Source organism: Hymenobacter glaciei, assembly GCF_039539585.1.
Taxonomy (GTDB): Bacteria; Bacteroidota; Bacteroidia; order Cytophagales; family Hymenobacteraceae; genus Hymenobacter; species Hymenobacter glaciei.
The window spans coordinates 163,729-187,948 of sequence record NZ_BAABDK010000017.1; the positions used below are offsets into that span (position 1 = coordinate 163,729).

Annotated in this window: 20 protein-coding genes; 6 read left to right on the forward strand and 14 right to left on the reverse strand. The window is 63.9% G+C overall.

Annotated elements, in window-relative coordinates:
- Positions 1-25: 25 nt before the first annotated feature.
- The 3 genes from ABD837_RS11510 to kbl all read right to left on the reverse strand — a co-directional run bounded on the left by ABD837_RS11510 (position 26) and on the right by kbl (position 7,702).
- Complete coding sequence (locus ABD837_RS11510) at positions 26-4,528, reverse strand: ATP-binding protein (RefSeq protein WP_345054371.1); 4,503 nt, start codon at positions 4,526-4,528, stop codon at positions 26-28.
- Complete coding sequence (locus tag ABD837_RS11515) at positions 4,529-6,169, reverse strand: TIR domain-containing protein (protein WP_345054374.1); 1,641 nt, start codon at positions 6,167-6,169, stop codon at positions 4,529-4,531. It abuts the gene before it with no gap.
- A gap of 279 nt (positions 6,170-6,448) precedes the next feature.
- The gene (kbl, locus tag ABD837_RS11520; RefSeq protein WP_345054376.1) at positions 6,449-7,702 is read right to left on the reverse strand and encodes a glycine C-acetyltransferase; all 1,254 of its coding nucleotides are present in this window, start codon (positions 7,700-7,702) and stop codon (positions 6,449-6,451) included.
- A gap of 106 nt (positions 7,703-7,808) precedes the next feature.
- Here kbl and ABD837_RS11525 point away from each other — a divergent pair, with 106 nt between their 5' ends.
- Positions 7,809-8,297: a TVP38/TMEM64 family protein gene (locus ABD837_RS11525; protein ID WP_345054379.1), complete on the forward strand. Its 489-nt coding sequence runs from the start codon at positions 7,809-7,811 to the stop codon at positions 8,295-8,297.
- A 421-nt stretch (positions 8,298-8,718) separates the two neighbouring features.
- The gene (locus ABD837_RS11530) at positions 8,719-9,081 is read left to right on the forward strand and encodes a hypothetical protein (protein ID WP_345054382.1); all 363 of its coding nucleotides are present in this window, start codon (positions 8,719-8,721) and stop codon (positions 9,079-9,081) included.
- Positions 9,082-9,155: 74 nt separating this feature from the next.
- Here the strand turns inward: ABD837_RS11530 and ABD837_RS11535 are convergent, their stop codons facing one another.
- A complete protein-coding gene (locus ABD837_RS11535) occupies positions 9,156-10,235 on the reverse strand; it encodes a patatin-like phospholipase family protein (protein WP_345054384.1) in 1,080 nt (359 codons plus the stop codon).
- Positions 10,236-10,277: 42 nt separating this feature from the next.
- Positions 10,278-10,700: a BLUF domain-containing protein gene (locus ABD837_RS11540; RefSeq protein WP_345054387.1), complete on the reverse strand. Its 423-nt coding sequence runs from the start codon at positions 10,698-10,700 to the stop codon at positions 10,278-10,280.
- A 139-nt stretch (positions 10,701-10,839) separates the two neighbouring features.
- On the opposite strand from ABD837_RS11540, the gene ABD837_RS11545 reads away from it, so the two are divergent.
- Positions 10,840-11,832: an NAD-dependent epimerase/dehydratase family protein gene (locus tag ABD837_RS11545; protein WP_345054389.1), complete on the forward strand. Its 993-nt coding sequence runs from the start codon at positions 10,840-10,842 to the stop codon at positions 11,830-11,832.
- A gap of 264 nt (positions 11,833-12,096) precedes the next feature.
- Here ABD837_RS11545 and ABD837_RS11550 read toward each other — a convergent pair whose 3' ends face one another.
- The 3 genes from ABD837_RS11550 to ABD837_RS11560 all read right to left on the reverse strand — a co-directional run bounded on the left by ABD837_RS11550 (position 12,097) and on the right by ABD837_RS11560 (position 15,404).
- Positions 12,097-13,818: a T9SS type A sorting domain-containing protein gene (locus tag ABD837_RS11550; RefSeq protein ID WP_345054391.1), complete on the reverse strand. Its 1,722-nt coding sequence runs from the start codon at positions 13,816-13,818 to the stop codon at positions 12,097-12,099.
- A 167-nt stretch (positions 13,819-13,985) separates the two neighbouring features.
- Positions 13,986-14,699: a hypothetical protein gene (locus ABD837_RS11555; RefSeq protein WP_345054393.1), complete on the reverse strand. Its 714-nt coding sequence runs from the start codon at positions 14,697-14,699 to the stop codon at positions 13,986-13,988.
- A 129-nt stretch (positions 14,700-14,828) separates the two neighbouring features.
- Positions 14,829-15,404: a DUF3575 domain-containing protein gene (locus ABD837_RS11560; protein WP_345054395.1), complete on the reverse strand. Its 576-nt coding sequence runs from the start codon at positions 15,402-15,404 to the stop codon at positions 14,829-14,831.
- A gap of 288 nt (positions 15,405-15,692) precedes the next feature.
- Here ABD837_RS11560 and ABD837_RS11565 point away from each other — a divergent pair, with 288 nt between their 5' ends.
- Entirely contained in the window at positions 15,693-17,609 is a 1,917-nt protein-coding gene (locus ABD837_RS11565; protein WP_345054397.1) for an ATP-binding protein, read from the forward strand.
- Between the two features lie 81 nt (positions 17,610-17,690).
- On the opposite strand, the gene ABD837_RS11570 is transcribed toward ABD837_RS11565, so the two are convergent.
- Both ABD837_RS11570 and ABD837_RS11575 read right to left on the reverse strand, forming a co-directional pair.
- Positions 17,691-18,251 (reverse strand): DinB family protein, encoded by a 561-nt coding sequence (locus tag ABD837_RS11570; protein ID WP_345054400.1) that lies wholly within the window; start codon positions 18,249-18,251, stop codon positions 17,691-17,693.
- Positions 18,252-18,343: 92 nt separating this feature from the next.
- The gene (locus ABD837_RS11575) at positions 18,344-18,925 is read right to left on the reverse strand and encodes a Crp/Fnr family transcriptional regulator (protein ID WP_345054401.1); all 582 of its coding nucleotides are present in this window, start codon (positions 18,923-18,925) and stop codon (positions 18,344-18,346) included.
- Between the two features lie 114 nt (positions 18,926-19,039).
- Between ABD837_RS11575 and ABD837_RS11580 the strand changes: the two genes are divergently transcribed.
- Positions 19,040-19,666 carry a response regulator gene (locus ABD837_RS11580; RefSeq protein WP_345054403.1) on the forward strand — a complete coding sequence of 209 codons (627 nt, stop codon included), beginning with the start codon at positions 19,040-19,042 and terminating at the stop codon, positions 19,664-19,666.
- Between the two features lie 5 nt (positions 19,667-19,671).
- Here the strand turns inward: ABD837_RS11580 and ABD837_RS11585 are convergent, their stop codons facing one another.
- The 3 genes from ABD837_RS11585 to ABD837_RS11595 form a co-directional block, all read right to left on the reverse strand.
- Positions 19,672-20,340 (reverse strand): hypothetical protein, encoded by a 669-nt coding sequence (locus ABD837_RS11585; RefSeq protein WP_345054406.1) that lies wholly within the window; start codon positions 20,338-20,340, stop codon positions 19,672-19,674.
- Positions 20,341-20,532: 192 nt separating this feature from the next.
- A complete protein-coding gene (locus ABD837_RS11590; RefSeq protein ID WP_345054408.1) occupies positions 20,533-21,297 on the reverse strand; it encodes a TerC family protein in 765 nt (254 codons plus the stop codon).
- A gap of 84 nt (positions 21,298-21,381) precedes the next feature.
- A complete protein-coding gene (locus tag ABD837_RS11595; protein ID WP_345054409.1) occupies positions 21,382-22,272 on the reverse strand; it encodes an alpha/beta fold hydrolase in 891 nt (296 codons plus the stop codon).
- 139 nt (positions 22,273-22,411) lie between these two features.
- On the opposite strand from ABD837_RS11595, the gene ABD837_RS11600 reads away from it, so the two are divergent.
- The gene (locus ABD837_RS11600) at positions 22,412-23,155 is read left to right on the forward strand and encodes a DUF3891 family protein (RefSeq protein WP_345054412.1); all 744 of its coding nucleotides are present in this window, start codon (positions 22,412-22,414) and stop codon (positions 23,153-23,155) included.
- A 93-nt stretch (positions 23,156-23,248) separates the two neighbouring features.
- Here ABD837_RS11600 and ABD837_RS11605 read toward each other — a convergent pair whose 3' ends face one another.
- Positions 23,249-24,064 carry a hypothetical protein gene (locus tag ABD837_RS11605; RefSeq protein ID WP_345054415.1) on the reverse strand — a complete coding sequence of 272 codons (816 nt, stop codon included), beginning with the start codon at positions 24,062-24,064 and terminating at the stop codon, positions 23,249-23,251.
- Positions 24,065-24,220: the final 156 nt, after the last annotated feature.

A 24,220-nucleotide genomic window follows, 5' to 3' on the forward strand; every position in this document is an offset into this window, starting at 1 on the left:
TTGCAGATGGAACCACGGCGGTGGTTTATTCCACCGGGCCGTCGTAGTCGGCGGGCAGGGTCAGCTCGGCTTCATCGTACTCGCGCCAGCCGTTGCGGTCGTGCGCGCGCAGGCTGGGGCTGTTCCGTCGGTCGTTGAGGTGAGCAATGCCCAGTAGGATGTAGTTGTAGTCAATCTGGCGAAAGTGGGCCGGCTCGTAGGCTGGAATCTGCTCCAGCGCCTTGCTGCCCTCGTCGGCCAGGCTGTGGCCTTTGCAGATGGCGTACAGGCCCGCATCGGTCGTTACTTCGCCGGCGCTGAGCTGATTGTTCAGAATGCGGCCGGCATCGGGCACGAACCAGTGCAGCAAGTCAACCGTGAACGGTTGCCAGTAAAACAGGGGGATAATGCTGCCCGCCACTGGTTGAGGCTTGCCCACATGCCGCCCTATAAACCGGGCATCGATGGTGCCGGCCTTATCGAAAAGGTATTGCTGCAAAAAAGTCAGCAGCGCCATCTGGGCCTCATCGCTGCGGTTATTCGTCAGCATCGCCTGTTCGCCGGCCCTTATTTTGGTGATGGTCGTCATCGGCTCGCCCAGGGTATCGGCCAGGGCAAACGCCTGCTTCATGCGCCCCTCGTGCGCTACGGCTGCGGCCAGGTCCGAGAAAGCCACTTTCAAGGGAATGGTGCTGAAGTCGGCCGGCCCGGAGTCCTGCCCCGCCACCTGTATCAGACGCGAAATGGCCAGGGTGTCGTTTAGCTGGTCATGGTCGCGCAGAGCTTCCTCAATCTTGAGCAGCAGGCCGTTGCGTTGCCGACGCAGGCTGTCGTTGGGCAAGGAGACGCGCGTGCGGGCCACGGCGCGTATCCAGGCCAGGTTGGGCAGGTGGCGTTTGGGGCGGGCCAGGGCTTCGGCAAAAAGCGAGTTGACGCGGGTAGTGGACAACCGGTCGGGCAAAGCCGCCTCCACAAAGGCTACGCTGTCGAGGAGCTGCACCACGGCCGGGTCGGGCTTTTTAGCCCGGGCCTCGTGCTGCAGCTCGTAGTGGAAAAAGGTATTGAACGAGCAGGTGTAATACGTTTCGAAGGCCAGCGTTTTGGGGCGGGTCGGCAGGCGCAGGAAGGTAATCGGGTCCTGCGCCCCAGTGCTGTAGCGCGTGGTGCCCGTGGTGGGCGGCAACTGCTGCGGCACGCCCAGGTTCCATTGCAGCGTATTGAGCTGATGAGCATTGCGGCGAATCTGCGGAGCGACGTTGCGCGGGGCCTGGCGGTTCTGCAGGTGCTTTTGCAGGGCGGTCAGCTTGCTGCTGAAGGTGGCGAACGACTGCGCGGCTTCCGAGGGCCGGCGCTTGATTTCGGCCAGGTACACGCCGTGCATCTTGGCCAGGAAAGCCGTCAGAAAAAGCTCGTTGCGCTGGTCGTAATATTCTTCTTTGATGCCGTTGGCCAAGTCATGCTCTTCGCTTTCGATGAAGATGGTCTGGTTGTGGGCGATGCCGGGGGTAGCAGCCTGCAGGGCGGCCCAGGCCGAGTCGCGGGTGGCTACGGGCAGCGCGAAGCTGACGCGGTCTGCGTTTTGCGTACCGGGGTCGAAGCCCCCCAGGCGGGTGCTGCCCTGCTTGCTGATGTCGCCCGGGCCGGTGGGCAGGCTCTCCTCAAAAATGGCCGGCACAGGCTTCACACTCAGCAGGCTATATACCGTGGCGGCATACATTTCATTAAACGAAAAGCCGCCTACCTGCGCGCACGATTCCAGCAGCGGCCGCACGGTAGCCGGCTTCAGCAGCCGGTACTTCACCAGGTAAGGCAGCAGGGCGATGCCACTGTTCACATCGATGATGCGCGGGCGCAGCCGGCTCATGCTGTCGAGGCACTGCCGCACCAAAGCGGGCTGGCGGCGAGCCGCAAACAGCATGGCCGCCGTGAGGTAGCCGCCGCTGTGGGTAGCCTTGCTGGTGCCGGCATACGGCGTGGGCGAGAGCGGAAAGAACCGCTCGAACTGCTGGCGGGCGGCGGGCGGGCCAAACGGACTCAGGCCATCCAGGAAAGCCAGCTCCGCGGAGCTGTCGGTGCCCTGTCCGAGCAGCACGCGTAGGCAAAAGCCCACGGCTACCGGGCGCGGAGCTGGTCCGGTCGTGGTGTTGATTTCGCGCCACAGGTAGCTGCGCAGCTGGCGCAGCAGCTGCTTCCGTTTTTCAGCGAAGTACTGCCGCGTGGCGGCCCGCTGCGCCGTATCGGGCGGCGCGGCCGTGCGGTGCTGCTGGTCGCAGGCCAGATAGTACGACAGCGCCATAATGGTGCGAGCCCGCAGCACGGCTTCCCGGCGCTGCTTTTCACTCGGCGCCCCGGCCCGGCTCGCCACCCGCGGTAGCCGACGCCGGCCGGCACTGTCGAGCCGCAGCACCAAATCGCGCAGAATGGGCTGGATGTAAGGGTTTTCGCGCTCAATCGAGTCGCGGTCCATGTTATTGGCGCAGGCGTACATGCTGAGCTCAATATCCAGGGCCAGGGTATCGTTTTTCAGGGCCGATAGTACGCGGGGGAAGGCGTATTCGCTGGCCGGGCGTCCCCCAAATACCGGCTGGTAAATCAGGTCTTTCAGCCGGTCGGTGTTGAGCAGAAAATGTCCTTTATCCTCCACCGCCACGTAGGGCGACTGCAGGGCCGAGGTACTGTCGTTGCCACTGTCCTGCGGGGTTAGACACTGCTGCACAATGCGATAGGCTACGTAGTCAGTTTGCTGCTGGCGGTACAGGCACGCCACCCACGCCAGCACCACTATCAGCACAGCGGCCGACACGGCCCCTGCCAGCCGCCCAGCCCCGTAGCGCGCCACCAGCAGCGAAAACCACAGGCGGCGGCGGCTGGCCTTTAGGAAGCGGGTGAGGGTAGCATTCTGGGTGGCGGCGTGCTCCTGGCGCAGAGCGGTATCGGGGCCGGGCTCGAGGTAGTAGGCCAGCCAGCTGGCCGCCCCCTTTTTGGCACGGTGCCACTGCTCGAAAAACGTGTAGAGGCCAATGGGCAGCACAAAGCCGGCGCTTTCGCCGTTGGCCTGCCAGCGGTCGGCCTGTTGCACAAAGCTTTCGGCAATGCGCACATCGGCGGCCTCGGCGCTGGCCCATTGGGCCAGGTGCTGCCAATTCCGAATCAGGCTTTCGTGGGTGATGTCGAGCACGGTGTCGGGCGGCAGCACGGCGCGGTCGTCTTCGTCCTCGTTCAGGAAAGGCGACAGAAACGTGGCCCCGGGCGCGCGGAAGGGCCGGAGAATGCGGCACACCACCGGCCAGGGCAGGCTTTCATCGTCGATAATGGCCGTGATTTGTGCGCCGGTCAGGCGGTTGCGCACCACCCGTTTGCCGTCGGTGCGCGTCAGCACCCGGAACGTCTGCTCAATCACCCGCTCGGCAGTGCCCGGCGGCAGCGGCGGCGTGAAATCGCGGTTATACAGCTCGTTGGCTTCGGCAAAAAGCTGGTTGGCATGGGCATCGAGCACGTTGTGCAGCGAGGGGCTGGCCAACAGGAATGCCTGCTGCTGCGCCGGCAGCGCAGCGCGCCACGCGGCAAACCGGGCCTGGTCGGCGGCTGGCAGCTCGTCGTTCAGCCCGCCCACCATGGCGTAGTGCAGCAAATCCATTTCCTCGCGGCCCTCGTTAGCGGCCAGCCAGATGCGGCGTAGCGCGTGCTGCAGCACCGGCAGCTGGTCCTGGCCGTGGCCGATGTCGTAGAGCAGGCGCTGCACCAGCCGCTCGCTGATGCGGTTGCCGCTGAGCAGGGCCGGCTCCCGAATAACTTCCACGAACTCGTGGCGCACCAGCCGGGGCACGAAATACTGGCTGGCCCCCACCTGCTCAATCAGCCCCCGAAACTCGGCGCACTGCCCCACAAAATCGGAGCGCATGGTGCACACGATGTAAATGGGCAGGCCCTCGACCCGGGCCAGCCGGGTGGTTTCGAGCAGCAGGTTCACCACGGTTTGGGCGGCGGGGTTGGGCGTGTCGCCGTCGTAGTTTTCGGGGTTGGTGAAGAACTCCTCGAACTGGTCGACTACCAGCAGCAGGTTGGCGGCCCCGCGCTGGTGCCGGCGCTCCTCGGCCGGCGAGAGGCCCGGCGGCAGCGAAGCCGGACACAGCACCGACGTTTTATAGAGCTCCACCAACGCCGAAAACCCGTGCTCCAGCTCGGTTTCGACGGCGCCAGCGCTGGGCAGGCGCAGGGCCGTGGCCAGCGCCCGGGCCAGGTTGTGCAGGGGGCTGCGCTCGGGCCGGAACGTGGCCACGGCCCAGCTGCTGTAGCGTGCCCGCACAAAACCGGCGCGCACCTCGGGCAGCATACCCGCAAATACCAGCGACGACTTGCCGTCGCCCGAAGCTCCGGTTATCATCACAAAGCGCTGCTCGGCCAGCAGGGCCAGGCACTTGGCTACGTGGGTTTCGCGGCCCCGGAAATAAATAGCCTCTTCTTCGGTGAAGGTGCGCAGTCCGGTGTAGGGGCAAATGGGCTCGTCGAGGCCAAACAGGGCCAGCGCATCGGTGGTCGAAGCGTCCATCTACGCAGGCTGGTTGAGCTGTTGGAACACCCGGCGCACCTCCTCGCTCACGCCCGCATGCGGCTGAATGCGCGAAATCACCTTGGGGGCTTTGAAGCTATGTAGCTTGTTGTGCGCCGGGTCGTCTTCGCCCACAAACAGAATGGGCGTGGTGGAGCCCGCCCCGCCCACCAGCCGCCACACCTGCTTCACGAAGGGCAACGCCCAATCGGCACTGTGCTTAAAATACACCACGGCCAGCTTGCTTTCCGGAATCCGGCGCACCGTCAGGTCCTTGTACACCTGCTCGCTGTCGGGTTCGATGGTGAGGATATCCAGCGGAAACTCCTCGCTCAGCCGGTCGGTGATGGCGTTGGCCTCTTCGGTATCGAGCTCATTAAAGACAAAGCAAATGCCCGTTTTCTCATCCTCGTTGGCGGGCGGGGCCGAGGGAGGCGCCTGCGCCAGGGTGCTGCGCACGTCGGCCACCAGCTGCATGGCGCTGGGCGCGTTGGTGAAGACGCATTGCCCGGTGAGCTCGTTGCGGATGCTGTTGATGAAGACCTCCTGAGCGGCCTGCACGGGCTGGGCGGCGTCGGGGCAATGCCACATAAACTGCCGGAAGCCAGGCCGGGCGGCCGCTTGCTTCCGGGCCTCCTGGTAGGCGTACATGCCGTACGAGCATTCGTAGTCGTCGTCAAAGCAGCGGCCGAACCTGTTGCCCAGCAGGTGCAGCGAGCACCCGGCCGCAGCCAGCGCCTCCTGCGTGCGCTCCCGGAATTCGTCGTCGTCGCGCGGGCAGTCGGCCGTGGGCACCACCACCAGCCCGGCCTGGGTGCACACCTGCACCAACTCATCGCGGCGCGGCAGCAGCAGCTTATCCGTCGTCCAGGCCAGAAACACCACCGGGCCAGTGGCCGCGGCACTTGCCGGCGCAACCATTGGGGCAACAACAGGGGCAGCCACCGGAGCAGTCACCGAAACGGCTGAGGCAACTGCCGGAATCGCCACGGGCACAGCGGCAGACGGCAGCGGCAGAGCGGCCGGAGCCGACACGGCCGGCAACGTCGCGGCCGCGACCAGCTCCTTGATGGCGGTGGCTACCCGGTTGATTTGGTTGCGGTAGAGCAGGCCGCCGGGGGCCAGGGGCTGGTCGTCGTCTTTGGCGCTCAGCGGGCGGTTCACGCCCAGCTCCTCGTACACGAACCGAATGCTGCGCAAATGGCCTTCCAGCGTGGCTTTCAGCAGCTGCTCGTCCTCCCGTTCGAGGTTGTTGATGAGCACGGGCAGCACGCGCGAGCCCACGTTGCCGCCGGGCAGGTTCAGGTACAGGCCCAGCCGGTCGGCGCGGGCCTGCTCCAGAAAGGGCAGAAACTCCTGCCGCCACGAAAACTTCGAGGTGTCGCAGTAGGTCTGCGAGATGAGCGGAATCAGAATGAAGGAGCGCAGGCGGTGCTCCAGGCTGGGGCCCACCATGTGCGTAGTGCCGAGGCCTTCGCTGCGGTCCTTGTCGAAATAAATACTCAGCCGGGGCTTGATAGTGGCCGCCAGCTGGTTTTGCAAGCGGGCCACAAACTCGGTTACCCAACCGTCGGCCAGGTCGTCGTTGTGGCGGTAGCTGATGAAGATGTCGTGCTCGAAATCGGGAAGCAGGGCGGCCATGAATCGGGTAGAGTTGGCAAAGGCGGGGCGCTAAAGATACTATCTTTCCTATATGCAATAGTCGACTTTAGAGCTGCTCATATCCGCGCTTGCTGTGGACCACTTGCACTCGCTTACAGCAACTGTCGCAGCACAGCTCAGCCCACCGCGAGCAGGGCAAGCCTGGTAAAGGTGGAGCAGTTGAGCTGGCAGCACGCAGCCTGGGCCAACACGAAAAACCCCGCCCCGGCAGGTACCGGAGCGGGGTTTCGCAGCTACACGAAGCGGTTAGCCTACGCTTCAGGGCGTGTTTGTCACTACCTGAGTGCCTTGCGGCGCGTCAGCTTCCGCCGCTTTGTCTTTGAGGGTTCCTAATTCTTGGCCTACCTTTTTGAAGGCGGCAATGGCCTTGTCGAGGTGCGCGCGGGTGTGGCCCGCGCTCAACTGCACCCGGATGCGGGCCTTGCCCTGCGGCACCACGGGGTAGTAGAAACCCACCACGTAGATGCCCTCGTCGAGCATTTTGGCAGCGAATTCCTGGGCCAGCTTGGCATCATAGAGCATAACCGGCACGATGGGGTGCTCGCCGGGCGTGATGTCGAAGCCGGCAGCCGTCATCTGTGCGCGGAAGTACTTCGTATTCTCTTCGAGGCGGTCGCGCAGCTCGGTGCTTTCCGTCAGGAGCTCCAGCACGCGCAGGCTGGCGCCCACAATGGCCGGGGCCAGCGTGTTGCTGAACAGGTACGGCCGGCTGCGCTGGCGCAGCATGTCGACAATCTCCTTGCGGCCCGAGGTGAAGCCGCCCATGGCCCCGCCCAGCGCCTTGCCCAGCGTGCCGGTGATGATGTCGACGCGGCCCATTACGTTGCGGTACTCGTGGGTGCCGCGGCCGGTTTTGCCCAGGAAACCGCTGCTGTGGCACTCGTCCACCATTACCAGGGCCTGGTACTGGTCGGCGAGGTCGCAGATTTTGTCGAGCTGCGCGATGGTGCCGTCCATCGAAAACGAGCCGTCGGTGACGATGATGCGGTGGCGCGTGCCCTTGGCCACGGCGTCCTGCAGCTGCTTTTCGAGGTCGGCCATGTCGTTGTGGGCGTAGCGGTAGCGCTGGGCCTTGCACAGGCGCACGCCGTCGATGATGCTGGCGTGGTTCAGGGCATCGGAAATAATGGCGTCCTGCTCGTTGAACAGCGGCTCAAACACCCCGCCGTTGGCGTCGAAAGCCGCCGCGTAGAGGATGGTGTCTTCGGTGCCCAGGAACTCAGCCAGCTTGGCTTCCAGCTCCTTGTGAATGTCCTGCGTGCCGCAGATGAAGCGCACCGACGACATGCCGTAGCCGTGCGAATCAATCGTGTCTTTGGCCGCTTGGATTACCTCGGGGTGCGAGCTCAAGCCCAGGTAGTTGTTGGCGCAAAAGTTCAGCACGTCGGTGCCTTCGGTGGTGTCGATTTCGGCCGCCTGGGGAGAGGTAATGATGCGCTCCTTTTTGAAAAGGCCGGCGTCTTTGATTTCCTGAAGCTGCTGCGTAAGGTCGGGCTGGAGCGTAGCGTACATGGGTGGGGCTAGAAAAGTAAAGAGTGAAGAAGCCAAAGATACCGGGTCGAAGGGACCAATGGGCCTCCGCCGGCTGCTGCTGCCGGTGCACCTTTGTGCTATGGCTATGCACAATACCCAAGACCCTCACTGGCGCGACTACCTTTTTCAAGGGCATCCGCCGGCCGAGCTCAGCACCTGGGTTCAGCGGCTGCGCTACTTCCGGTTCTGTAAAGCCTACGGGGCCCATTCCAACGACGGCGACCAGCTACTAGCGGCCCTGCGCTACGTCGACGCTGCAGATTTACGCCGCCTGCTGGCCCAACTGGGCACGTGGGCACCTCTCAGCGCGCAACTTATAGCGTTGCCATCCGGCCTGCTGACGGTGGCAGGACAGCAAGTAAGTGCCTGGCACTATGACTTGCCCGAGCCGCGCTTGATGCTGGCCATACGGGACCTCAACAACCCCTATGAGGTAACTGCCGCTACCATAGCCGCTGCCGAAGCCGTAGAGCAGCAGTTGGCCTTACAGGAATCGCGCATCATCGACCCACCTCAGGACAACCGCTATTGTGTGTGCCCCCAATACTACCCCGAACTGTGGGAAAAGAGGTAGCCGCCGGTTCGGTCCGATGTCGCAACCATCTGCCCCATTGCAGGGCGCACCGCCTGCTTAATCCACAGCCGCTATTCCGCGACTGCCGGTTGGCGGGCTGCACCATCGGCCCGAAATGTACTCCTTTGCTTGCCGCCCCCGGAACGCCTGCGCGCCCTTGCGGCCACTGTCCATCAACTGCTTTTTCTGCACATCCGAAATGCGCTCGGTTTGGGTTGCTGGCAATGGCTTTCTGTTCCAGTTTTTGGCAAGTATGCGAACCACCGCAAGCCGTAAGGCTTAGGGGAATAAATGGCTGAGCAAAGCCAGTAGGCACTAACAAGCCCAAAAACCAAATTTTTGGTGCTTGCAACGAAACCTTGAAACCGCAGGCTCGTTAAGCTAATATAATTAGTTTTAAACTCCCAATAAATTTAGCCATATGAAAATTGCAGTTGACAAAGGCCAGGACAAAGGCTTCCTCCCCGATGGCCGCCACACCGTCGAAATTACCGCCATTGAAGAAGGTGTGAGTGAGCACCAGAACGTACCGTTTTTTGCTGCTCACATGGAGAACGAAGACGGGTTCGTATCGCAGCGCTTCTATAACTCTGAAGCCGGTCACCCCATCATTCTCCAGTTGTATTCCGCAGTAGGCATCAAGCCCGAAGCAGGCAAAGACCTCGACACCAAGCAACTGGTGGGCAAGCGCTTGTCGGTAGAAGTGGGCGACCACTCGTATGCCGACCCCGCTACTGGCAACGAGCGCAGCATCCGGCAGGCCACTGGCTTCCGCACTGCCTAAACGCTGGGCCGAATTATCCGCACAACAAAAAGGCGTTGCCCACCTGGTGGGCAACGCCTTTTTGTTGTGCGGATTTAGTTTTTACGGCTAAAAAACGCCTGCGCGCCCTTGCGGCCGCTGTCCATCAGCTGCTTTTTCTGTACATCCGAAATCCGCTTGATTTTGGGGCTGAAATTCAGGAAGTCGATGCTGATGGTGCGCCGCCAGTCGCCGGGCTGCACGGGGTTGAGGTTTTCGAGGGCTACGGTGTAGAGGGCGCCCATGTAGGTATTGAAATCGGTGATGTCGTAGGGGGCAAGCTGCCGGCGGGCGGCGGGCGTGCCATCCAGCGGAATCTGCTCGGCGCGGTCGAGGCGCAGGCCCAGGGTTTCGGGGTTGAAGACGCGGCCGTGGGCATCGGGCGCGGCAGCTGGGCCCGCCGGCAGGTAGCGCGGGAAATCGAACAAATCGACCGGGTAATTGGCCATCAGGCCCCCATCGACGAGTACCTGCACGGGCTGGCCGGGCGCGGGGTCGCCCTTGATGACCTTGTTCTCGGCATCGAGCAGCACGGCCCGGAAGTAGAGCGGAATGCTCATGCTGATGCGCACGGCATCGGCCACGCGCATGGTGGGCGTGGTTTCGTAGCTGAACACCTGCACCCGCTGCTGGGTAAGGTTGGTGCCGGTGGTGTAGAGGTCGCGGTAGCGCGCGGGCTCTTTCTGGGCCAGCGTGTGCAGCTCGGCCAGGGTGAGGTGGGCGTTTTTGGTTTTGCGGGCCACGAGCTCACCCAGGTAGGTGCTGAACTCGTCGCCCCGGTACCAGCCGTACTGGGTAATGAGCCGGTGCGTGCCCCCGAAAAAGATGAACCGGCCGTCGTTGAGCCGCTGCACGGGCGTGGCATTCACCACGTCAATAATTTCCTGGGCCGAATAGCCCACCGCCAGCAGCGCCGCCTGAATGGCCCCGGCCGAGGTGCCGCCCACCCGCGTGAGGCCGGCCAGCACGCCGCGCTGCTCCAGCTCCAGCAAGGCCCCGCCGTAGGCAATGCCCCGGATGCCGCCGCCCTCCATCACGAGGTTGCGGTAGCGGGGCGGGGCTACGGATTGGGCGTGGGCCGCCGCACTTGCAAGCAGCCAGACGCCAAAACTCAATAGCAGCAAACGCACCTTCATGGCCCCAAAGATACCGCCGGGCAGTAGCCGACACGCCGGGTGCTACTCGTCGTAGGCCACGCCCTGCACAAAGTTGTGCAGCAGCAGCGCTACATCCTCGACCGGATGCGGCGCGAGGCCCGGGGCAGATTTTAAAGGCATAAAGCCGGTGATTTTCTCCAGAGCCTTGGCGTCGGCCGGGGCATAGGCCATGCGCCAGTCGGGGAAGGCCCGCTCGGCAATGGGGCCGTAGGCCAGGGTGCGCACGGCGTAGTGGCGCGGGTCGGCCTGAATGCGGGCGTACAGCTGGCTCAGGGCGGGCTCGGGGCCTTCGAGCACCTGCATAAATTCACCGTTGGCATACAGCAGCAGTCCGCCGAGGCGGGCGCGCTCGTTGTGCAGGCGGGCCTTGCGCAGCAGCGGCGGCAGCGTTACTTCGTGCACTGCCCGCGAGGCCTGGCTGCGATAAATCAGCGTGTAAAGCATAGGTTGTGGGGGCATAGGCAGCCACGATTGGTGTAACTAAGGCGCCTCAACACCGTTGTGGGCAAAACGGTGCCCGCGGCGGCGAAGGTCCCGGTATCTTTGTGCTCATCCCACCGTTCACCTATTTCTAATTTCCCGCATGGCCACCACTCCCGGCGACACTGAAACTTCTGTATTACCCGGCTCCGTGCTGGTGATTGGCGCCTGCGGCCAGCTTGGGCTGGAACTGGTAGCCGCCCTGCGCCAACGCTACGAGCCCCACCTGGTAGTTGCCGCCGACGTGCGCCCGCCCAAAGACCCCAACATGCTGGCCGGTGGACCCTTCGAGCTGCTCGACGTGCTCGACCGCTCGCGCCTCGACAAGCTCATCCGGCAGTACCGCCCCAAGCAGATTTACCACCTGGCCGCCCTGCTATCGGCCACGGCCGAGAAGAACCCGCTGTTCGGCTGGCAGCTGAACATGGACGGCTTGCTCATTGTGCTCGAGGCCGCCGTGGCCCACGGCGTGGCGCAGGTGTACTGGCCCAGCTCCATTGCCGTGTTCGGGCCCGATACCCCGCGCGAAAACACGCCGCAGGTCACCATCATGAACCCCAACACGGTGTACGGCATCAGCAAGCTGGCCGGCGAGCAGTGGTGCGAGTGGTACCACCGCAAGCACGGCCTGGACGTGCGCAGCCTGCGCTACCCCGGCCTCATCGGCTACAAGAGCCTGCCCGGCGGCGGCACCACCGACTACGCCGTCGACATTTACCACAAGGCCGTGGCCGGCGAAAACTACGAGTGCTTCCTTGAGGAAAACACCTACTTGCCGATGATGTACATGCCCGATGCGCTAAAGGCCACGCTGGACCTCATGCACGCACCGGCCGAGAAAATCAAGGTGCGCACCAGCTACAACCTGGGCGCGATGAGCTTCTCGCCGGCCGAAATCAAGGCCAGTATCCAGCAGTACGAGCCCGGGTTTGAAGTCACCTACAAGCCCGATGGCCGCCAGCAAATCGCCAATTCCTGGCCCGCCAGCATCGACGATGCCAAGGCCCGGCAGGACTGGGGCTGGCAGCCCGATTTCGACCTCAATAAGATGACAGCCGACATGCTGCTGCACTTAAAGGAAATGAAGCAAGCGTAACGCATACTGGCTTTATTGGAAATAAAAGCCCCCGCAACTACTGATGCCTTGTCCTTACCCAAAACTCTTTGCCTGCCTGCTGGCGGCACTTGACCGGTCCGGTCCGACCGCCCTAGGCGGTCCGACCGGTTGAAGAACCCCCGATTTTGTCCCGCCAACAACCGGTCGGACCGCCTAGGGCGGTCGGACCGGAGCAACGACCGCAGTTTTGGGTAAGGACAAGGCAACTACTGATGCGGGGGCTTTTTGCAAAACAGCGGTTGACTACTCCACCTGTAGCCGGTTGGTGGAAGTGCCGCAGCGCACCACGTAGAGGCCCGGCGTGAGGCCGGCTACATCGAGCGTAGTGGCGCGGGTGTGGGCCGGCAGCTGCTGGCGACGCACCTCGCGGCCCAGCGCATCAAACAGCTGTACCCGGCGCGTAGCTGCGCTGGCGTCGGGCCAGCTCAGCTGCACGAGGCCAGCCGTGGGGTTGGGAGCCAGGGCAAAGGCTTCGGCCGACGCGGGGGTATTGGTGGCCAGCACCGTACTGGCAAAGCGTGCCATATACGCCATGGCGTGGCTGGTGGTGCCGCTGAGCATCGTGCTGCCAAAGGTGGCGGGGTTGCTACAGGAGCCCGCCACGGTGATAGAACCTTCGGCATCAAGGCTCAGGGCATTGGCTTCGTCGTTGCCCGCCCCGCCGGCGCGCACGGCCTGCGTCCACTGCCCACCGGCGCTGAGCCGGGCCACAAATACGTCGTACATCCCGCCGCTGCTGGTAATTGGCAGGGTACCAAACATGGCCGTGGTTGCGCTTGCACTGCTGTAGACGCCAAACAGGCCCGCCACGGTAGCATTACCTGCCGCATCGAGGACCAAAGCGCGGGCAATGTCGTTGGCCGGGCTGCCGGCGCGCACGGCCTGCGTCCACTGCCCGGCCGCATCGAGGCGGGCTACAAATACATCGTAGCCACCCGCGCTGGTGAGGGTACTGGAGCCAAAAGCCACGGTTTCTACCAATATGCCCGCTACGGTGGCGGTACCAGCCCCGTCGACGGCTAGCGCGTTGATGACCGGTGGCGGAGCATTGCGGTTGTTGTTGTTCAACTGCACGGCCTGCGTCCATTGCCCGCTGGCGCTGAGCCGGGCCAGGTAGGCCGACGTACCGCCCAACGTATTGGTGAGGGCAAGCGAGCCGAAGCGGGTATTGGCATCGAACTGCCCGGCGAGCACCACATTGTCGGCCGCATCGAGCGCCACCGCGGTTACCAAGTTGCGGAAGGGCACGGCGCTGAACGCACAGGTACTCTGGCTGGCCTGCGTCCAGGTGCCGGCATCCAGATTGAGGCGCGCCACGAATGCGGCCGTCGTCACGCCATCAGCAGCCAGAGTAGTCGAGCCAAAGCTGGTGCTGCCCTGGAAGCTGCCCGCCACGACGGCATTGCCGGCCGCATCGAGGGCCAGGGCATTGGCTTCGTCGTTGCCCGAGCCCCCGGCCCGCACCGCCTGCGTCCACTGGCCGCTGGGGCTGAGGCGGGCCACAAAGGCATCGGTACTGCCCGCGCTGGTGAGCACCAGCGAGCCAAAGTTCGCCCTGGCACCCGTAACCAGGTTCCCAAACCGGCCGCTGACAACTGCATTGCCCATTGCATCCAGCTTCAGGCCACTCACAAGGTCCTCGCTCGGCCCACCGGCCTGCGCTACCTGCAACCATTCGCCGTTGGGACCCACGCGGGCCACAAATACATCGGTGTGGCCCGCGCTGATGAGCGTAGTGGCTCCCAGGGTCAGACTGCCGTAGAAATTTCCGGCCACGATGGTGTTACCCGCTCCATCCGAAGCGGTGGCGACAATGGCTGAGCCACCAGGTGCGCCCGCAGGCGCAGGGTCGATGATGGCAGTGGGGGCACTGGCCCAGTGCCAGGTTTGCGCCTGAAGCGCGGTTGAAGCAGCTAGGGCCAGTAGACCGGACATGGCCCACTGGCGCTGTAGGAGGTTTTTCATGGGGCAGCGTGAAAAAGAATAAAAAGGCTGTGTGGAACAGCCACCAGGCAACTGATTGCTTGCCGGCCTTTTTAGTTGCTTGCCCCTGTCAAGATAATTCCCATTCATGCTCCACCAGCCAAAACTACCTTCAGCTAAGCGCATGATAATGTTCCGTAAACTCCGCCCTACAGCTTCACCCCAATGCCGAGCCGAAACTCGCTGATGCGGTACTCTTCGCGCTCCACCACGGCGCGGTCGTCGCGCCGGGCAACGGCGTCGATGTCGGGAATTGTGGTGTTGTAGGGCATAAACGACGCCCGCGCCGAAAGCAGCACCGGGCCCACCGCGTAGCACAGTTCGGGCTGCACGATGGAGTAGCTAAAGCCGTTTTTCGATACGCTTACCAGCTGGCCCAGCGACACCCCGGGCAGCAGCTGGCCCGCTCGGCCGAGGCCCAGGGCCGCGTGCAGGCCGGCATCGAGGCGCACCCGGGTGAGCAGGCGCACCACCCGCTCGCCGGAACCGCCGCCGGGGTAGCCCGGCATGGTGGCCCGCCAGGTGGTGCTGAAGTCCAGCTGCTGCATGTCGAGCCCGGCCGAACCGGCAAACACCAGGTGCCGCGTCAGGTAGCGCAGGGCCTTAATATCGGCAAAAGCTGCTACCGTGTTGTCGACCTTGAACTCGCGGTAATAGGGTGAAGTGCTGCCCCCGGGCTCCAGGGTAGTGGTACCGTGCGAGTAGTTGACGAAACGACTGGCCGAAGGGCCCGCCTCGGCGTAGACCTGCCACTTGGAAACGGCCGGGGCCGGAGTGATTGGCGACTCGGGAAGCGTTTGGGCAACGGAGGCCGAAGCAATGGCGCAGCCGGCCACAGCCAGCAGGAGTTTAGCGAAAAGCATGACGTTGAAGCTGAAGAAGATTAAAAGGAAGGGCCAAAGCGCGGGCCGCCGGTAGCAGCGGCCTAGCCCGGAGCAGAAAAAAGGAGGGCTGGTTGGGAAAGGAAAAGGACGGCGCAGGGAGGTAGTGGGCTAGAAAGCAACTCCCAGCGTGATGCCCGTGCGCAGGCTGAAGCCCTTAAACGAGCCCACATCGAAGCTGTCAGCACTCTCGCCACCGCTGGTTTTCAGCTCGGTGAAGTTGGAATTGTAGGACGGCCCGAAGAAGGTGTCGAGTGTAACGCGCTGGCGGTAAATCCACTGGTGGCCCACTACCACACCGCCGCCAATGGTGTTGAGGGTGGCTTTGGCAGTAGCCTGGGTGCCGTCGAAGGTGGTGGTTTGCATGCTCAGGCCCAGGTTCTGGTAGCGCAGAAAGGGAGCCACGTAGAAGCCTTCTATCGCCTGCGTCTCGTTGGAGAGGTAGCGGCGGTACTCGGGGGTGATGGCAAAGCCCGAAATCTTGGTGTCGCCCAAGCCCCAGTACGTGAACAGGCCGCCCAGCTGCAGGCTGCTGGCGTCGTTGAGCTTGTGCTCGTAGAAGAAGGAGCCGGTCTTGAACAGGGGGCTGAGCAGGTTTACTTTCAGGGCATTGGTTTGGGCCGAAGCGGCGGTGCTACCCAGCAGCAGGGAAGCGGCAACGAAGGCGGAGGCGGCGAAATTTTTCATGAGAAATGGGGTTGATAAGGGATTGATAAAGAGAGTGATTTGATGATGCAAAGTTGGATACCAGCCCCATGCGGCGAAATCGCCGGAAAGCAGTAATTCTCCCTCCCAGAAAACCAGTAGTTTCGGCCGAAGCCCCGGTTTTTCACCGAATCCTGCCCAATTTTGGCTGCTATGGCGGAGTGGTGTTCTTCTGTTTTTGCGCAGCCGGCGGGGCGCGGGCTCCTGCGGTGGCGGGGACTTCGGCGGCTACTGGCGCTGGGGCTTGGTGGGCTTCTGCTGGCTGGCCGGGTGGCTGCGCAAGGCCCCTCTACCCCACCCGATAGCCTGCTGCGCGCCCTGCAGGCGGCTTCTAGCGACACGGCCCGCGCCAAAACCGCCCTGCACCTCTCGGCCGCACTAGCTGCCACCGACACGGCCCAGGCCCTGCGCTACGCCCGCCAGGCCCTGGCCCTGAGCCAGGCCAGTGGCTTCGGCTACGGCCAGGCTCACAGTTGGCTGCAATTGAGCGCACTGGCTATTATTCGCAACGACAATGTCCGGGCCGCGCGCTACGGAACCCAGGCCCAGGCTGCCGCCGCGCCGCTCTACCGCCAGCGGCCGGCCCCACGCCTGGCCCGGCTGCTGGCCGCCATTGCCAACAACCGCGGCAGCGTAGCCGACCGCCAGGGCCAGTACGCCGCCGCCGTGCGCAGCTACCTGCAAGCCGCCACCTACTTAGCCCCGCTGCCCGAGGCCGGCCGCACCCTACTTACCGTGTACGCCAACCTCGGCAACAGCCTACTCATTGCCAATCAGCCGGCCCAGGCGGCGCGCTATTGGCGGCTGGCTACCGCCCTCGCCCCCCGTACCGGCCCCGTGCCCGAGTTGCTGCCCGTGTACCTGCAGCTGGCCCGCCTGCATCTGCAACAGGCGCACTCCGATAGTGCCGGGCAGGTTTTGCGCGCCGCGCGTCCCTTGTTGCCCGGTAGCCAGCTATATGCCGACCAGTATTATGGCACGCTGGGCCAGTACTACCGCAGCGTTGGGCAGCCTACGGCGGCCTGGCAGGCATTCGGGCAGGCTGTGGCTTACGCCCGGCGCAAGGGGGCAGCCGGGTATGAAGCCAAGCTGCTGTTTGAGCAGGGCCAGCTGGCGGCCCAGGTCGGCGACCTGCCCGCTGCCCGCGCCAGTCTGGAACGCAGCCTGACCATCACCGAGCAGTTGGGCGACTCGCGCCAGCTCGTAGATAACCTCGAAGGGCTGGCGCGGCTGGCCGAGCAGGCCGGTCAGTGGCCCGAGGCCCTGCGCTATTACCGCCGCAGCCACGAGCTGCGCGACACGCTGGCCAGCACGGCCGTACGGGCGCAGGTAGCTCAGCTCGAAACGCGCTACCGCACCCGCCAGCAGGCCGAGCAGCTGCGCACGCTGCGCCAGGCCCAGGCCGCCGAGCAGCTAGTGCTGCGCCAGCAGCGCCGCCTGAACGCCGTGTACCTCGTGCTGCTGCTGGTGCTGGTAGCGGCGGGTGGGCTGGCAGCCGCACTGCTGCGGCACCGCCAGCGGCAGGCGGCCCGGCAGCGCGAGCAGGAGAAAGCATTGCTAACGGCCCAGGCGGTGCTGCAAGGCCAGGAAGAAGAGCGTCGCCGCCTGGCCCGCGACCTGCACGATGGCCTCGGCGGCATGCTTTCTACCGTGAAGCACTACCTGGCATCGGCCCGCAGCCGCGCTGCTCAGCCCGAGGAGGCCACCGCCCTGTTCACCCAGTCCATCGAGCACCTCGACAGCTCCATTGGGGAGTTGCGCCGCGTGGCCCGCAACCTCATGCCCGAAGCCCTGCTGGCCTTTGGGCTGGCCCAGGCCCTGCAGGATTTGTGCGCCAGCGTGCAGCAGGCCGGCAACCTGCGCGTGCAGCTGCACACCCACGGCCTGGAAACCCGCCTGCCCCAAACCCTGGAAGTAGAGCTGTACCGCCTGGTGCAGGAGTTGCTGAACAACGTGCTGAAGCACGCCCAGGCCCAAGAGGTGCTGGTGCAGCTGATGCGCCACGATACCGAGCTGCACCTCGTGGTGGAAGACGACGGCCGGGGCTTCGACCCCGCCGTGGCTAGTACCGGCGTCGGCCTTCGTAGCGTGCAGGCCCGCGCACACTACCTCGGCGGCACGCTAGAGGTGCAGTCGGCTCCCGGCCAGGGCACTTCCTTCAGCCTGGAGCTGCGCCTGCCCGCATGAGCGGAAGTATTCCGCTCGTGCAGTGAGGGTTGCCTGTAATGTTGGGAGCCAGTAGCATCCATCGGCACGAAGCGGCAGGGACTAGCGCGCCCGTTCGGCCCGTAGGCCGTGCTGCACACGCTGTGCCTGCTGCACATGCCGCTGTTGGTGCACCACCACAAACTCCAAGGCCTCACCCAGGCGCAGCTTAAGCAATCGGAAAAACTCGACGGGCACGGCTTTGCGGTTAAGGTCAGCCGTTTGGGCCAAGGCGAGTAGCTCCAGCAGGCCAGACTGGTGCTGGTCGAATTCGGCCAAGGTTTTCCACCCTAAGTGGCTGCCCAGCGGGTTCATGCGCTTAAGCGTGGTTTGTTTGGTGGCATTATCGGGCCGCATCAGGTTCACCGATTTGCGGCCGAGCCAGCTGTAGGCTACTTCGGCGGGCCTCGCCGGCTGGCTGTTGGCGATAGCCTTGCCCAAGGCAGGGTTGTAATAGCGGCTATAGCGGTTAAGGTGCTCCAGGCATTCGAGCATACTCCAGCTGCTGGGACTTGGCCGCTGATTGAGCAAGGCAAGGCCGAGCGGAGCAAACTGCTCCTGAACGGTGGCACGCAGGCCGGTTACGGCAGTATGCAGTGCGGCGAGAAAGGAAGTGGGGGCCATGAAATGAAATTCGCAGTGTTAATGCAGCAAATTTCTGACTGCCCACCTCCCTACACATTGACCGAAATCAAGAATTACTGCTCCGCTACAAGTCAGCGCAGTCGGCTTAGGGTTTCGGGTGCCATGCGCAGGTAGGAGGCCAAGTACTTGCGCGGCACCAGCTGGAAAATGTGCGGGCTGCGCTGCCGCAACCGCGCCAGCCGCTGGGCTGGCTCGGGCAGCAGCAAGTCGATTTCGTGCTCCATGCGGCCCACCAACGCTTTTTCCAGCTCGGTGCGCCAGAAGCGGGCAAAGGCCGGGCTGCTTTCTACAAATGCCAGGAAGTCGGCCCGACTGATGGCCAGCAGCTCGCTTTGCCGCAACGCCTGGATGGCGTATTCTGACGGCTGCCCGGTGACAAACGACGGAAACGCGACCAGCAGCGAGTTGGCATAGCCAAAGCCCACGCAGGTTTCCTGGCCCGGCACTACGGGGTAGTAAATGCGCAGCAGCCCGTGCTGCACAAAGCACAGCCGTTGTTCTACTTGTCCCGGCTGCACCAGGAAGCTGCCCCGCCGCAGCCGCAGCGGCTGGCTCCAGCGCGCAGCAAACGCTGCTATTTCCTCGGGCGATAACCCGGGCACCTGGTGCAGCAGCGCGATGAGCATGGCGTTGGCTTCGGGAGTAGCGGGCATGGCGCAAAGAAAAAGCCCGGCGAGCGAACCAAGCAGCTGGTTCTTTCCCGGAAGGCAGCTGCTTGTACCGCATCTTTGCAAACCGCCGCCTCTCCTTCCTAACAAACCACTGCTATGACCCCGACCCGCGTGCTGCTCGTTGATGACCACCCCATGGTAGTGGCCGGGCTGCAGGCCCTGCTGGCGCCACTGCCCGGCCTGACGGTGGTGGCCACGGCCGCCTCTGCCGCCGAAGCTTACGCCGCCGTAGCCGCCCACCAGCCCGACGTGGTGCTGCTCGACATTAACCTGCCCGACCAAAGCGGCCTCGACGTGTGCCGCCGCTTGGTTGACGAATATCCCGGGCTGAAGGTGCTGGCCCTCACCACGCTCAACGAAAAAAGCTACGTGACGCGCATGATGGCGCAGGGCGCGGCCGGCTACGTGCTCAAAAATGCCTCGCCCGAGGAGCTGGCCGAGGCCATTGCCCGCGTGCAGGCCGGCAAAAAGTACTTCAGCGAAGAAGTGCAGGAGCTGTTGCTGCAGCCCGAGCCAGTTGTGGCAGCGGTGCCCCCGCTCACGCGCCGCGAAAAGGAAATTCTCGGGTTCATTGCCCAGGGCCTTACCAGCCAGGACATTGCCGACCGGCTGTTTCTGAGTGCGCTCACCGTCGAAACCCACCGCCGCAATCTGCTGGCCAAGTTTGAAGTCAACAACACGGCCTCGCTTATCCGGCTGGCGGCGCAGCATCAGCTGCTGTAGGGCAGCTAGCGGTGCGCGCGCCGGTTGTATTGCTGAATAATGCTTTCCAGCTCCGCGTACCGGTAGCCAAGCTGGCTGGTGGCCACCCGGCGCGCCAGCTCAGGGTCGTCGTGCAGAAAAGCCGCGACCTGCGTGGCAAAAGTGGCCTGCGCCACCAGCACCGGTGGCCCCATTGCCCGTCGCAGGTACCAGCTAGCTGGCGAGGGCGACATTTCGGGCAAGGTGGCTCCGGCGGGCGAGCTCAGCACGGGGTTGGGCTCCAGGGCGGTGAGAATGAGCGTGGCCGAAGCCTGCACCAGAAACAGGTCCACGGTGCCGGCCTGGCGGCGCTGGGCCAGGCTACCCTCGTCGTTGCGGTTGTTGCGAAGCACTTCCCAGTATTGCCCGCCCACCCGCATCCACTGCACGTTGGCCGCCGTCAGGAGCTTGGGATTGGGGAGCTTGCCGGGGCCGGGCGCCTGCAGGTAATAAGGCACCATCGTTTCGAGGCCGCGCGTGGTAGCCGTGGGCAGGTAGGCCCGCACCACCTTGCCCTTGCGCAGCACGGCAGTGCCCCAGGCAAATGGCAGGTTGGCGAACCCACGGAATTGGCGGGTGGTATCCGTCGGGGCCGTTTGGGTAGGAGCGGTAGGCCCAGCCCAAAACGCAACGCAAAGCGTAATAATGGAAAGCATCGGGTCAGTTTTTGGCGGGAAGGCAACCCCGCTGAAAGCTGGTCGAAACTAACGCTAAATCCGCTGCCTGCCCATGCAATAGCCTATTAACAGCCGGTTGGAGGCCAAAAATACTGGTTTTCTGGTACGCGCCGCAGCTGGCGGCGAGCCTGCAACCAAGCTTGCTCCTGTGGCGAGGCTCCTGCCCTCAAGCTAGCGCTGGCTCATGTGTCGGGGCACGTTGAACAGCACCGAGGTAGCCCACGGCACGGCAAACGCGGCTACTGTGAGCACGGTAATCAGCACGTCGGCCGTTTCGCTTTCCAGGGCCTCGCTCACGGGGTGGCCGGGCGCGAAGTGCGCTACCAGCGAGAGCACCAGTTTCAGGCCCAGCAGGCCAATGACGCCGAAGGCCGCCGTTTCGAGAAACGGGTATTTGCCCATCAGCAGCACGAAGCCCTGCGCCACCAGCCGCATGGCCAGAATACCGATGAACACGCCCACACAAATCAGAATCAGGTTGTCGGTGAAGGCCACGACGGCGAACACGTTGTCGATGGAGAAGGCCAAATCCATCAGCTCAATCAGGGCCACGGTGGCCCAGAACTTGCCGAACAAACCCAGCGTGTTGCGGTAAATCCAGCTTTTTTCTTTCTCGATTTTCTCCTCGTCGTGCGTCGGGTTGGTCCTGAAATGGGCGAATACCAGGTACAGCAGGTAGAGCCCGCCCAGCGGCTTCAAAAACCAGAATTTAATGAGAAACGACGCAAACAGGATGCACAGGCCCCGGAAAATGTAGGCGCCGAAAATGCCGTAGCGCAGGGCTTTCTGGCGCTCAGCGCGGGGCAGGTCGCCCACCATCGTGGCCAGCACGGCAGCATTATCCACCGAAAGCAGGCTTTCGATGATGACCAGGTTGCCCACAATGGCTGCCGAGGCCAGCGGGTTTTGCAGAATTTGCTCGATGTAGTGATTCACGCGGGTAAAGCTAGCGTAGTGGGAGAACAGCGCGGGTAAGAAAAGATACCAGCCCAAAGAACGTCAACCAAAAAATGTCGAGCTTCATTTCTCATGCAGTAGCTCGGCCATTTCTTCCAGAATAGCTTCCCAGTTTTCCAGATACAGCATGTGGCCCTGGGCCGGCAGCAGGTGTACGGGCGCACCTCCCAGCCGCTGGGCCAGGTAGGGAATGTTGCCGGGCCCCCACACGCCGTCGGCCTGGCCGTGCCAGAGGCGCACGGGCGCGCGCACATCCTCAATGCGGAACCCGAGCGGGCGGCACCAGGCCTGCGCGTCGTCGTACACGCCCCGGCCGTGGTGCGCAAAACCCTGCACCGCCGCATCGCGCAGCAGCTCCCGGAAGCGGGCCGTAACGCGAGCTTCGGCCGGCCGCATGCCGCGGATAAACCAGTCGATGGTGCGGTCGGGGTGGCGGGCCCACTGCCGGCTGAGCCACAGGAAGGTGGTGCGGTTCAGCCACGGGAAGCCCAGTTGGCCCCACAGCAGCCCTTTCCAGAGCCAGGAGAGGTGGCGATAGACTTCTCGCTCGCCCAGCGGCAGGCAGGTGCTGAGGAGCGTTACCGCCGCCACCCGCGCCGGGTGCCGTGCCGCCAGCGCCAGCGCGTGCACCCCGCCCACCGACCAGCCCATCGTGCCCACCGGCTCCCGGATTTCCAGCGCGTCGAGCATGGCCACCACGTCGTCGGCAAACGAGGGAAAAGTGAGCGGACGGTACACGCTGGATTGCCCCCCACCGGGCCGGTCGGGCGCCAGCAGCTGAAGCTGTAGGCGAGCCAGCAAAGCCGTGTCGTTAAGCAGCCCCTGGCCAGAAGTGCCAAAGCCGTGATGATACACGACCGGCCGGTGGGCGGGGTCGCCGTAGCGGGTAAGGCCCAGGGTACGCCCGTCGGGCAGCCGGACGGTAAGAGGTGCAGGCGAAAGCGAAGCTGACATAAGCCGTTGCATACGCAGTGCTCGCCGGGGCGGCCAACCGGCCCAAGTGGCAACCCCAGCCCCGTCCGGGCAGTTGAAGCAATAGCGGGCTGGCCAACTCCAGCATGCATCAGGAAGTACCCAGTTCTTGTTCCCTTGTATGATAGTCAACTACACCGCCGCCGGCTGGGAAATCATCTACCAGCAGGCCCATGCGCTGCTGGCCGCCCAGCTCGCCTACGCCTGGGCCCCTACCCTGCCGCCCGACCGCTGGGTGGGCCTATTGGCCGCCATCACGCAGCACGACGACGAGCAGGCGGCCTGGCGTGGGCGTGGCGGCCACTACGGCCTCACGTCCGCCGGGGCGCCGGCCAATTTCACCCACAAGGAATTTTCGCTGGAGCAGGCCACCGGTGTGCTGGCCGCGGCCCGCTTCCAGGGGCGCTGGCGCAGCCTGCTCACCAGCCTGCACCTGAGCTGTTTGTACGAAGGCTTGCGGGGGCAAAAAAAGGAAACCGACGACTTTTTGGACGAGCTGCGGGCCCGGCAGCAGAAGTGGCGCCGCGAACTGAAACTCTCCAAAAAAGAAGCCGACCAAGCCTATACCCTGCTGCACTGGGCTGACCGCCTCTCGCTCATTCTCTGCCGCCACGAAATCCCCGAGATGAGCCGGGCCGTCGAAATCTACGCCGGCCCCGATGGTACGATGTACACCCTGGCCCAACCCGGCGGGGCCGGCGAACCAGTCGTCATAAAGCCCTGGCCATTCCAGATGCCCGAAATCGAGGTCAGCGTAGAGGCCAGCCAGCTCAAGCAGCTGCAGTTTGCGGACGATGCCGAACTGGCCGACGCCCTGCGCACCGCGCCGGTTGAAACGCTGCGCTGGGTATTGCGGCGGGGGTGAAGGGAGTGGGCGCGCGTCATTTCGTCTGTCATCCTGAGCGAAGCGAAGGACCTTCGCTGCGCTCAGGATGACAGATGGAACAATGAAGTCCCGCTACTCCTTGGGCTTCGCCACCGGCGTTTTGCTGGTCATTACGCCATCGGGCAGCGTCTGGGCATGGAAAATATTGTCGAGGCGAGTGGGTTTGGTGGCATCGCTGCGGTCGGCGGCGAGCAGCAGCTGGCCGTGGCGGACGTAGTCGGTCCAGCGGCGGCGGAAGGCGGGCTGGGCGTCGTCGGCCTTGGCGAAGTAGGCCCACTCATCGACCAGGCCGGTGGCGCGGTTCACCAGAATCTCGTAGCGGTTCTGGGGCGTTACGCCCACGTTTTTGAAGGTCATTTGCAGCAGGTCGGCGGGGGCGCCGGCCAGGGTTTTGGCTTCCCCCTTGTACAGCAGCGTCACGCCCGAGTCCTTCAGCTTGAAGGGCATGAGCAGCCAGTACATGTTGTTTATCCAGATGGGGTTCAGCTTGTCGAGCACCTTCTGGCCCGTAGGCGTAGCCGACACGTCCTGCCCCCGGCTGAAAACCTGGCCCCGCTTGGTGTTCAGGTTGTAGTTGGCCACCAGGGTATCTTTTTCCCAGTGGAAGTCGCCGGTGTACTTGTCCCACAGCTGGTATTGGCCGCCAAAAAAGCTCCAGCCAAAGTAGCGGGCGTTTTGCCAGGCCTCGTAGCCGCCCATTTCGCGCATCACGCGGTCGGCAATGGCCACGGCCTTGGCATCGGAGCCGGCCGCATCGAAGCCCTCGGCGGCGGGGTACGAGCCTTTTGCAGTTTTGGCTTTTTTCTGCGCCTGGGCTGGTGTCGCCAGCAGTGCGCACAGCCCCATTATCAATACCAAGGGGCGGGCAAATCGAACAAGCAGGAACATAAGAAACAGGGGTATGAAGAATACAGGGCTACGGCCGACTGCTGGCCAGGCTGGCCGCAGCCGCAAGGTACTACCGCCTAGGCATGGGCCTGCTTGGGCGGGCTCGGCCAACGCTTGGCCGCCTCGTGCGTACTAACTCAAGCGCCTTTTGTTTTG

What these genes read in the sequence shown, in the direction of transcription:
- ABD837_RS11510 (WP_345054371.1), bottom strand. Translation starts at nt 4,528, where the DNA reads ATGGACGCTTCGACCACCGATGCGCTGGCCCTGTTTGGCCTCGACGAG.
- ABD837_RS11515 (WP_345054374.1), bottom strand. Translation starts at nt 6,169, where the DNA reads ATGGCCGCCCTGCTTCCCGATTTCGAGCACGACATCTTCATCAGCTAC.
- kbl (WP_345054376.1), bottom strand. Translation starts at nt 7,702, where the DNA reads ATGTACGCTACGCTCCAGCCCGACCTTACGCAGCAGCTTCAGGAAATC.
- ABD837_RS11525 (WP_345054379.1), top strand. Translation starts at nt 7,809, where the DNA reads ATGCACAATACCCAAGACCCTCACTGGCGCGACTACCTTTTTCAAGGG.
- ABD837_RS11530 (WP_345054382.1), top strand. Translation starts at nt 8,719, where the DNA reads ATGAAAATTGCAGTTGACAAAGGCCAGGACAAAGGCTTCCTCCCCGAT.
- ABD837_RS11535 (WP_345054384.1), bottom strand. Translation starts at nt 10,235, where the DNA reads ATGAAGGTGCGTTTGCTGCTATTGAGTTTTGGCGTCTGGCTGCTTGCA.
- ABD837_RS11540 (WP_345054387.1), bottom strand. Translation starts at nt 10,700, where the DNA reads ATGCTTTACACGCTGATTTATCGCAGCCAGGCCTCGCGGGCAGTGCAC.
- ABD837_RS11545 (WP_345054389.1), top strand. Translation starts at nt 10,840, where the DNA reads ATGGCCACCACTCCCGGCGACACTGAAACTTCTGTATTACCCGGCTCC.
- ABD837_RS11550 (WP_345054391.1), bottom strand. Translation starts at nt 13,818, where the DNA reads ATGAAAAACCTCCTACAGCGCCAGTGGGCCATGTCCGGTCTACTGGCC.
- ABD837_RS11555 (WP_345054393.1), bottom strand. Translation starts at nt 14,699, where the DNA reads ATGCTTTTCGCTAAACTCCTGCTGGCTGTGGCCGGCTGCGCCATTGCT.
- ABD837_RS11560 (WP_345054395.1), bottom strand. Translation starts at nt 15,404, where the DNA reads ATGAAAAATTTCGCCGCCTCCGCCTTCGTTGCCGCTTCCCTGCTGCTG.
- ABD837_RS11570 (WP_345054400.1), bottom strand. Translation starts at nt 18,251, where the DNA reads ATGGCCCCCACTTCCTTTCTCGCCGCACTGCATACTGCCGTAACCGGC.
- ABD837_RS11575 (WP_345054401.1), bottom strand. Translation starts at nt 18,925, where the DNA reads ATGCCCGCTACTCCCGAAGCCAACGCCATGCTCATCGCGCTGCTGCAC.
- ABD837_RS11580 (WP_345054403.1), top strand. Translation starts at nt 19,040, where the DNA reads ATGACCCCGACCCGCGTGCTGCTCGTTGATGACCACCCCATGGTAGTG.
- ABD837_RS11585 (WP_345054406.1), bottom strand. Translation starts at nt 20,340, where the DNA reads ATGCTTTCCATTATTACGCTTTGCGTTGCGTTTTGGGCTGGGCCTACC.
- ABD837_RS11595 (WP_345054409.1), bottom strand. Translation starts at nt 22,272, where the DNA reads ATGTCAGCTTCGCTTTCGCCTGCACCTCTTACCGTCCGGCTGCCCGAC.
- ABD837_RS11600 (WP_345054412.1), top strand. Translation starts at nt 22,412, where the DNA reads ATGATAGTCAACTACACCGCCGCCGGCTGGGAAATCATCTACCAGCAG.
- ABD837_RS11605 (WP_345054415.1), bottom strand. Translation starts at nt 24,064, where the DNA reads ATGTTCCTGCTTGTTCGATTTGCCCGCCCCTTGGTATTGATAATGGGG.